6 protein-coding genes are annotated in these 7,518 nt (G+C 62.6%); 3 read left to right on the top strand and 3 right to left on the bottom strand.

Annotated elements, in window-relative coordinates; translation table 11 throughout:
- The first annotated feature begins 554 nt into the window (after window positions 1-554).
- From NDI72_RS08675 to NDI72_RS08665, 3 genes are read left to right on the top strand one after another with little or no spacing between them, the layout of a single operon-like run.
- Window positions 555-1,034 carry a (2Fe-2S)-binding protein gene (locus tag NDI72_RS08675; RefSeq protein ID WP_113154102.1) on the top strand — a complete coding sequence of 160 codons (480 nt, stop codon included), beginning with the start codon at window positions 555-557 and terminating at the stop codon, window positions 1,032-1,034.
- Between the two features lie 12 nt (window positions 1,035-1,046).
- The gene (locus NDI72_RS08670; RefSeq protein WP_206544557.1) at window positions 1,047-3,410 is read left to right on the top strand and encodes a xanthine dehydrogenase family protein molybdopterin-binding subunit; all 2,364 of its coding nucleotides are present in this window, start codon (window positions 1,047-1,049) and stop codon (window positions 3,408-3,410) included.
- Between the two features lie 11 nt (window positions 3,411-3,421).
- The gene (locus NDI72_RS08665; RefSeq protein ID WP_283800235.1) at window positions 3,422-4,213 is read left to right on the top strand and encodes an FAD binding domain-containing protein; all 792 of its coding nucleotides are present in this window, start codon (window positions 3,422-3,424) and stop codon (window positions 4,211-4,213) included.
- Window positions 4,214-4,299: 86 nt separating this feature from the next.
- Here the strand turns inward: NDI72_RS08665 and NDI72_RS08660 are convergent, their stop codons facing one another.
- The 3 genes from NDI72_RS08660 to NDI72_RS08650 all read right to left on the bottom strand — a co-directional run bounded on the left by NDI72_RS08660 (window position 4,300) and on the right by NDI72_RS08650 (window position 7,492).
- Window positions 4,300-5,490: a M20 metallopeptidase family protein gene (locus tag NDI72_RS08660; protein ID WP_283800234.1), complete on the bottom strand. Its 1,191-nt coding sequence runs from the start codon at window positions 5,488-5,490 to the stop codon at window positions 4,300-4,302.
- Window positions 5,491-5,714: 224 nt separating this feature from the next.
- Window positions 5,715-6,665 carry a TRAP transporter substrate-binding protein gene (locus tag NDI72_RS08655; protein ID WP_206546893.1) on the bottom strand — a complete coding sequence of 317 codons (951 nt, stop codon included), beginning with the start codon at window positions 6,663-6,665 and terminating at the stop codon, window positions 5,715-5,717.
- A complete protein-coding gene (locus NDI72_RS08650) occupies window positions 6,662-7,492 on the bottom strand; it encodes a creatininase family protein (protein WP_283800233.1) in 831 nt (276 codons plus the stop codon). Before NDI72_RS08650 ends, NDI72_RS08655 begins: the two co-directional genes overlap by 4 nt.
- Window positions 7,493-7,518 lie beyond the last annotated feature (26 nt).

Genomic DNA, 7,518 nt, shown 5'->3' with positions numbered 1-7,518 from the left:
GCCTTCAAAATGCATGATCCTGCGCCCAACGGCTTCTGATCTTGGCCTTTTCTTGCCCTATACCAAAGGGGCCTTGGCATTCGAGTAAAACGCCGCTTAAATGATTTCCGGGAGTGAACTGGAAAATGCATTCGGTCGCGTTGCGCGGCCACAATCGGGCGCGGGAGGCCTCGTTTGGCGAATTGCATTGCTGGCGCGGTTTCAGGGAAGATGGAGGAAAATCTCCCCTCTGGACCTGCCACAAATCAAGATGAGTGGGCGTTTCCCCGTTTCCATGAAACGGTGAGGGCAGCCGCTATGCGCATGCATGCCGCATCTTTGCTGTGCGCCCGGCACAGCCACAGAAGCGTTCAGCACATTTCATCCGGTTTTCCGGCGTCGTCCCGGCGCTTCATGCCGAAGCAGACCGCCGGACGCGCCAATGGGCCGGACGCGCCAATGGCGCCAATGGATTGTCCTGCCATCTCGTTGATCCATGTGAAGGAGCAGGACGGATCGTAACCTAGGATTCCGGCCCGCAGGCGCGGGCGCGGCCCAAGGCAAGGGAGGAATATATGACCGAAGTCTCGATGACGGTGAACGGCAAGGCGGCGCGCGCCTCTGTGCCGGACAATACGCTTTTGGTGGATTTCCTGCGCGAGCATCTGCGTCTCACGGGCACGCATGTGGGCTGCGACACCAGCCAGTGCGGCGCCTGTGTCGTTCATGTCAACGGGCGCGCGGTGAAGAGTTGCACCACGCTCGCCGCGTCGGCCGAAGGGGCCGAGGTCACCACCATCGAGGGGCTGGCCAATGGCGAGCTTCATCCCATGCAGGCGGCTTTCAAGGAAAATCACGGTCTGCAGTGCGGCTTCTGCACGCCCGGCATGATCATGTCGGCAACCGACATGGTTGCCCGCTATCAGGCCGCCGGCAAGGAACTGACCGAAGAGGCGATCCGCCACGAGCTGGAAGGCAATATCTGCCGCTGCACCGGCTATCACAACATCGTTCGGGCCATTCAGGATGGCGCGGCGAAGATGGCCGCAGGCTGAGGGAGGATAGACATGACGGAACAAGGCATTGGCGCGCGCGTCCTGCGCAAGGAAGACAAGCGCTTCATCACCGGAAAGGGCCGTTACACCGACGATATCCGCAATGAGCGGCAGGCCTATGCAGCCTTCGTGCGCAGCCCCCACGCCCACGCGAAGGTCACCGGCATCGACAGTGCCGAGGCGGAGAAAATGGACGGCGTGATCGCGGTCCTCAACGGCAAGCAGCTCACCGGTGACGGCATCGGCAATCTCATCTGCGGCTGGGCCGTCAATTCCAGGGATGGCAGCCCCATGAACATGGGCGCATGGTCGGCGCTCGCCACCGACAAGGTGCGCTATGTGGGCGATGCGGTTGTCCTCGTGGTGGCCGAAACGCAGGCGGCCGCCCGTGCGGCGGCGGAAGCGGTGGTCGTTGATTACGAGGAGCTGCCGGCAGTCGTCCACGCGGTCGATGCGCTGAAGGACGGCGCGCCGCAGGTGCATGAGAATGCGCCCGGCAATTTGATCTTCGACTGGGGCATCGGCGAGGAGGCGGCGGTCGACAAGGCGCTTTCGGGCGCAGCCCACGTTACCGAGCTTGAGATCGTCAACAACCGCCTGTCGCCCAATCCGATGGAGCCGCGCTCGGCCATCGCTACCTATGACGAGGCGGAGGATCACTACACGCTTTACACGACCAGCCAGAACCCGCATGTGGCGCGGCTGGTGCTGTCGGCCTTCTATCAGGTTGCGCCGGAGCACAAGCTCCGGGTCATCGCGCCGGATGTGGGCGGCGGCTTCGGCTCCAAGATCTACATCTATCCCGAAGAGATCGCTTGCCTCTGGGCGTCCATGAAGACGAAGCGCTCGGTCAAATGGACATCGAGCCGTTCCGAGGCGTTTCTGACGGATGCGCATGGCCGCGACCATGTCTCCACCGCGCGCATCGGCTTTGATGAGAACAACCGCATTGTCGGCCTCAAGGTCGATACGGTCGCCAATCTCGGCGCTTACATGTCGCTGTTCTCCTCGGCGGTGCCGACCTATCTCTACGCGACGCTGCTTTCGGGCCAGTACGACATCGCCAACATCTACTGCAATGTGCGCACGGTCTACACCAACACCGCGCCGGTGGATGCCTATCGCGGCGCTGGCCGCCCGGAGGCGTGCTTCCTCGTGGAGCGGATCATGGAAACGGCGGCGCGGGAGCTGGGCGTCGACCCGTCAGAGCTGCGGCGCGCCAATTTCATCAAGGCGTTCCCGCACCAGACGCCCGTCATCATGACCTATGATGCGGGCGACTTCGCCGCCAATCTCGATCAGGCGCTGGAGGCTGCGGATTACAAGGGCTTCCCCGCCCGCCGCGAAGAAGCCGCCAAGCGCGGAAAGCTGCGCGGCATCGGCCTCGCCTCCTATATCGAGGCCTGCGGCATTGCCCCTTCGGCAGCCGTCGGCTCGCTGGGTGCGGGCGTCGGCCTTTGGGAAAGTGCGGAAGTGCGGGTCAATCCCGTGGGCACGATCGAGGTTCTCACCGGCAGCCACAGCCACGGGCAGGGGCATGAGACCACCTTCGCCCAGGTGGTGGCGGAGCGTTTCGGCCTGCCCATCGAGAACATCCAGATCGTCCATGGCGACACCGACAAGGTGCAGTTCGGCATGGGTACCTATGGTTCGCGATCCGGCCCGGTCGGCCTCTCGGCCATCGTCAAGGCGCTCGACAAGGTCGAAGCCAAGGTCAAGAAGATCGCCGCCCATGTGCTGGAAGTTTCCGAAGACGATCTGGTCGTTGAGAATGGCGAGGTGAAGGTCGCCGGCACGGACCGCGCCATGGCCTGGCACGAGGTTGGCCTTGCCGCCTACACCGCGCACAATCTGCCCGCCGGCATGGAGCCGGGGCTCAAGGAGGGCGCGTTCTACGATCCGGAAAACTTTACTTTCCCGGCAGGAACCTATGTCTGCGAGGTGGAAGTCGACCCGGAAACCGGCGAGACGAAAATCATCCAGTTCGTCGCCTCCGATGATTTCGGCACCATCATCAACCCGATGATCGTGGAAGGCCAGGTGCATGGCGGCATCGCCCAGGGCGTTGGCCAGGCCATGCTCGAAACCGTGGTCTACGACGATGAAGGCCAGCTCCTTTCGGCCAGCTACATGGACTACACCATGCCGCGCGCCGACAATGTGCCGAGCTTCGTCATCCACCATCATTCCACCAAGAGCCCGTCCAACCCGCTCGGCATGAAGGGCTGCGGCGAGGCCGGGGCCATCGGCACGCCGCCGGCGGTCATCAACGCCATCACCGATGCAATCGGCAACAACGATCTCCAGATGCCGGCCACGCCGCCGCGCGTGTGGGCGGCGTTGCAGGCTGCCTCAACCAAGATCGCTGCAGAATAGGGAGGCCTGCCATGTATGACGTAACCTATCACCGCGCCACCAGTGTCGACGATGCAGCGGAGAAATTCGCCGCAGCCTCCGACGGGCAGCTTCTTGCCGGCGGCCAGACGCTGCTCCCCACCATGAAGCATCGGCTGGCCGCTCCGTCAGACCTGATCGACCTGCGCGGTATTGCCGATCTCGTGGGCGTCCGCGTGTCCGGTCGCAGCGTCACCATCGGCGCGATGACCACGCATGCGGCCGTCGCCGAGAATGCTGAGCTCGCAAAGGTCTGCCCGGCAATCGTCAAGCTCGCCGGCGGCATCGGCGATCCTGCGGTGCGCCATCAGGGCACGATTGGCGGCTCCATCGCCAACAATGATCCTGCGGCGGACTATCCGGCAGGCCTCATGGCGCTTGGCGCGACGATCCACACCAACCGGCGCGAGATCGCTGCGGATGATTTCTTCACCGGGCTGTTCTCCACCGCGCTCGATGAGGGTGAGATCGTCACGGCGGTCAGCTTCGACGCGCCAGAAACCTGCGGCTACGCAAAATTCCCAAACCCGGCCTCGCGCTATGCGATGACGGGCGTTTTCGTCGCGAAAGGCGGTGACGGCGCGGTGCGTGTGGCGGTCACCGGCGCAGGCTCGGATGGCGTCTTCCGCCATGAGGGGCTTGAGCAGGCTCTTTCGAAAGACTGGTCTTCTGCCGCCGTGGATGGCGTGTCCGTCTCCGCCGATGGCCTCATGTCCGACATCCATTGCGATGCCGCCTATCGCGCCAATCTCATCAAGGCCATGGCCAAACGCGCGCTCGCCTGATCGGGTTCACAAGATGCAAAAAGGCCGGGCGTTTCGCGCCCGGCCTTTTTCTTTGCCTTGCAGGTGCCGGTAATGCCGGCAGCCGGTCAGTCCTTCATCAGGTCGATGGCCGCTGCCGCGATGGTCTTCACGGCTGTCGGAATGCAGGCCTCGTCCAGATCGAAATCGCTACGATGAAGCATCGTGTTGCGGTCTTTCAGGCGCGAGCCGATGCGCAGATGCGCGCTTGGCACGCGGGTGGAAAACTCCGCGTAATCCTCGCTGCCCATGGACCCCTGCGGCAGCTCGACGATCCTGTCATCTCCCAGCATGCCCCGCGCGCTTTCAAGCACGGGATGCAGAATGTCCGGATCGTTCACCACCGGCGGCACGCCCGTCAGGAAGGTCGGTTCGCAGGTCACCCGGTGTGTGAGCGCAATGCCCGCACATACCCGCTCGATGGCCGCTTTCACGGCTTCCCGCACGGCCGGGTTCTGGCTGCGCGTGGTGCCTTCCAGCGTCACGCTGTCGGGAATCTGGTTGCGCGCCGATCCACCCTTGATCGAGCCGATGGTCACCACGGCTGCTTCCAGCGGCGCGATCTCGCGGGCGACGATGGTCTGGAGGGAAGACACGAGATTGCCAGCCGCCACGATCGGGTCCACCGCCAGATGTGGATGCGCGCCATGGCCCGACTGACCGGTGATCGTGATGTCGAACGGATCGGTGGAGGCGAACGCCGTCTTCGGATGATAGCCAATCGTGCCGCCATCGATCAGCGGCCAGTTGTGATAGCCAAGCATGATGTCCGGCTTGACCCATTCGAACAGGCCGTCTTCCAGCATGGCGCGCGCCCCGCCCAGTCCCTCTTCTGCGGGCTGGAAAATCATCAGCGCGCGGCCCGGCAGAACGTCGGAAAGACGCGCCAGAACCTGGCTCACGCCAAGCGCGATGGCGGTGTGGGCGTCATGGCCGCAGGCATGCATCTTGCCGGGATTGCGCGATTTATATTCCGGCGAGGCGGTCTCCTCGATGGGCAGGGCGTCCATATCGCCGCGTATGCCAATGGTCTTGCCATTGCCCTGGCCGATGGTCGCGGCAACGCCGGTTTTGCCGAATCCCGAACGATGGGCAACATCCATCCGGGTCAGCTCCTGCATCACCAGAGCCGATGTTTCATATTCCTCGAAGCCCAGCTCCGGGTTGGCGTGGAGCTGCCGACGGATTTCGATCAGGCGCGGGGTAATCTCGGCGGTGATCTCGTCGATGCGCTCGCGCAGGTTCTGGGTGTCGCTCATGGCGTTGCTTGAATCCTGAAATTGAAAAAATGGGTGGCGCGGTCACAAGGGTATCGGGCCGAAAAGCGGAAACCGTTTTCGGCCCGATGCTCCATCAAAAGACTTGCTCGTCCTTTGTGCGTTCCTATGGACGCAGGGAAGCAGGCAGACAGACCGGTTCACCGTTTCCGGTAAACGATGAACCGGCCAAAGCCGCACCAGACAATGTATCTGCCGGGTTCGAACTACTCTTTGCCGATCTCGACGATCTGCTTGTAGACCTCTTCACCCCAGACGCCCTTGCCCAGATTGTCACGCACGGACTGCGTGGCTTCCATGAAGGGCGCGGTGTCCGGGTGGGTCACGGTCACACCAGCCGCTTCCATCTCGGCGATGTACTTCTTGGTCTGGTCGGGCATCAGTTCGTTCACCTTGGCCGTCGAAGCGTCATTGGCCTTCTGCAGAAGCGCCTGATCTTCCTCGGACAGTCCCTTCCAGAACTGGTCGCTGATAACGACATAAGCGGGTTTGTTGATGTAATCGACCATCGCCACACCCTTCTGAACTTCATAGAACTTCTGGGCGTAGATGGTTTCGACCGGGTTTTCCTGACCGTCGACAATGCCGGTCTGGAGCGCGGTGTAAACTTCCGCGAAGGCCATGGGCGTCGGGTTCGCGCCCAGCGCGCGCAGCGATTCCACATAGTAGTCCCGCTCGGGCGCACGCAGCTTCAGACCGCTCAGATCGTCCATCGAGTTGATGACCACATTGGCGCTGATCTGGCGCGGGCTGCGCGGCATGAAGCCGAGCATGCGCACCTGGCGCTCTGCGGTCAGCCGCTCGTTCCACTCCTTGCCGAAGTCCGTGTCGAGCACCTTCTTGTAGTTGTCGATGCCGTTCATCAGATAGGGCAGGGCGAGATACTCGATCTCCTTGAGGCCCGGGTCGCCGCTGGCGAGCATCTGGGTGGAACCGAGCGCCATCTGCGCGTAAACCTCACGCGGCGTGCCGAGCTGGTCGCCGGGGAAGATCGTGACGGTGTGGTCGGAGCCTTCCTCCACCACGCGCTTGAATTCCATCGCGCCTTCATACTGCGCTTCGCCGGGCTGCGCCCAGAGCGCGTAGCGGATTTCATCGGCCTGTGCGCTGGCGGTCGCCAGAAGCACGGCGCTGAGTGCAAGTGCCTTCATCTTCATTTTGCAAGTTCCCCTTTGGCTTTCGGTTCTGTGGATGATGGAACAGAGCGCATGTGCTCGACAAAGTCGGAGCAGAACGCGATGAGGTGCTCGACGAAGCGCGCGCCCTTGTCGGCAGAGGATTTGCGCGCGTCCCCTCCGGCAATGCCGTTGGAGCAGTGATCGTCGACATTGACCGGCAGTGCGATTTCCGTTCCCTGGAAACGCACGCCGGAAAGACCGGCGGTCGGCAGATCGAGCATCTTGCCGAACGCGGCATCGATCTCCACGGCGTCCATTCGCGTCAGATCCGGGAAGAGGTGCAGATAGACCGAGGTGATCGGATCTCCGCCATGGGCGAACGCCTTCTTGCCGAAGTCGCCATGAAGTTCCTTCCACAGATCGTCGGGAATGGAGCGCCACAGATTGATGCTTGGCACCAGCACGTCATGATCGCGGCGCACCGAGCGGATCACCTGGTCGATCAGGGGCGCATTGCCGCTGTGCCCGTTCAGGATCACAAGCCTGGTCAGGCCATGGTCGAGAAAATTGTCGAGCATGTCGCGCAGCGTGGCGCGGAAGGCGTCGGCCGAAAGCGCGATGCCGCCCGGCACGGAGCGGAAATACTCCGCATAGCCGAAAGGCATGGTCGGGGCGGCAATCGCCCCGGTATTCTCGGCCACGAGGCTGGCGATTTCGCGGGTGAGCATGAAATCGCCCATGGGCACCATCGGGCCCTGAATTTCCTGCGAGCCGAGCGGAATGAGGATCACCGGATCCTCGCTCATGCGCTCCTGGAATTCCAGAAAGGTCATGTCCTCCAGAAGGTGCTTCTTCACGGTACTCATTTATGCATGGACTCCAAAGTCATTGA

It is taken from the genome of Nitratireductor sp. GZWM139 (genome assembly GCF_030068685.1).
GTDB lineage: Bacteria > Pseudomonadota > Alphaproteobacteria > Rhizobiales > Rhizobiaceae > Nitratireductor > Nitratireductor aquimarinus.
This window is presented reverse-complemented; position numbering and strand designations above follow the sequence as displayed.